Source organism: Halomonas elongata (assembly GCF_029081005.1).
In the GTDB taxonomy this organism is placed as follows: domain Bacteria; phylum Pseudomonadota; class Gammaproteobacteria; order Pseudomonadales; family Halomonadaceae; genus Halomonas; species Halomonas elongata_B.
Map to the genome: position 1 here is coordinate 1 of NZ_JAJQTQ010000055.1, position 1,892 is coordinate 1,892.

Here is a 1,892-nt window from a genome sequence, read left to right on the forward strand (position 1 = left end):
CCACCATCGGTGGAATACTCCCAGGTGGCACCGTCTTCCAGGTTCCCTACATTCACGGTGCCATCGCTGGTGATACCATCACCATCCGTGCCGGTGTCAGAGGCCAGTGCCAGCGTCGGGGCATCAGGGGCACTGGCGTCCACCGTCACCGTGAAGGCGCCGCTGGCTGCGGAGGTGTTGCCCGCCGCATCAGTGGCCGTGGCAGTGAACGTGACCTCGCCATCGTCCAGCGCGGTTGGCGTAAAGCTCCAGTTGCCATCGGCATCGGCGGTCGCGGTGCCCACCGAGTCGCCATCCTGGAAGACCTCGATCGTGCTCTCGGCTTCCGCGGTACCAATCAGCGTCGGTGTGGTGTCGTCGGTGCTGTCACCACTGGCCAGTGGGTCGGTGATATCGCCCACGTCATCCGTGGCCTCGATAATCACCGGCGCCGCTGGCGCGGTGCCATCCACGGTCACCGTGGTCGGGTCACTGGTATTGCCGGCTTCGTCAGTTGCCGTGGCCGAAATCTCAGTGCCGTCATCCAGCGGCGTATCCGGTGTCACCAACCAGTTGCCGTCGCCGTCGGCGGTCACGCTGTGATCCGGCGTGCCATCCCCGTCCACATCGATCTCGACGGTGCTGTTCGGTTCGGCACTACCACTCAGTTCGCTGCCGTCCGTCGGGTCCACCGTCGGAGCATCCGGGGCGATGGTGTCCACCGTCACCGAACTCGTTGCGGTCGTCTCATTACCCGCCGCATCGGTGGCCGTCACCGTGATATCGCTCTCGCCTTCCGGCAACGCGGACAGCGTGTCGTCCGCCAGACGCCAGGTGCCATCTCCGTTGTTGGTGGCCTCGACATCAGCGCCATCTACCGTGACCGTCACGGTCGCCTCGGGGTCGTCCACCGTGCCGCTCAAGGGCGGCGTGGTGTCGTTGGTGGTCAGCGGATCCACCGCAACACTCGGTGCGGTGGTGTCCAGGGTAATATCGAGCGAATTGGCGTCACGTCCCCCTACCTTGGCGGACGCTTCCAGTGCACCTTCAGCTAGATCGGCGAAGTCGAGTGGAAGTGACACACTCCCGGCCTCGATATCATCCGCCGTCAGGGTCAGTGTTGCCTCGGCACTCGTGCCTTCGTCATCGGTCACGCTGACCACGACGTCTTCCCCCGCCTGAGCCGGATCATCCAGGATGATGTTGGCCTGAAGGCCCGCGTCTTCTTCCTCGGCATTGATGAAGCCATCGGCATTCGCCGGAATGGCCAGAAGCGGAGCGGCCGGCGTCACCACGTCATAGTCTTGCGTGGTCGCACCGCTTGCGTTACCTGCCGTGTCCGTGGCGGTAGCGCTGACCTCACCGCTCGGCTGAGCGCCATCCGAGATCGCTTCGAAGCGACCGTTATCGCCCGCCACGACCTCGTCGGTCGTGCCATCCGGGAAGGTTACCGTCACGGTGCTGCCGGCCTCGGCTTCACCACTGGCCGTGACCGTACCGTCGTCATTGGCGGCGACGTTCAGCGTCGGGGCATCCGGGGCGATGGTATCCACCGTCACCGTAAAGGCGCCGCTGGCTGCGGAGGTATTGCCCGCCGCATCGGTGGCCGTGGCAGTGAACGTGACCTCGCCGTCGTCCAATGCATCCGGCGTAAAGCTCCAGTTGCCATCGGCATCGGCGGTCGCGGTGCCGATCGAGGCACCATCCTGGAAGACTTCGATCGTGCTCTCGGCCTCCGCGGTACCGATCAGTGTCGGTGTGGTGTCGTCGGTGCTGTCACCACTGGCCAGCGGGTCGGTGATATCGCCCACGTCATCCGTGGCCTCGACGATCACCGGCGCCGCCGGCGCGGTGCCATCCACGGTCACCGTGGTCGGGTCACTGGTATTGCCGGCTTCGTCGGTTGCCGTGGC

1 protein-coding gene is annotated in these 1,892 nt (G+C 65.3%); it reads right to left on the reverse strand.

Annotated features, from left to right (window positions below; all coding sequences use genetic code 11):
- A partial coding sequence (locus LU493_RS19375) for an Ig-like domain-containing protein (protein ID WP_275289448.1) occupies positions 1–1,892 on the reverse strand: 1,892 nt, incomplete at both ends.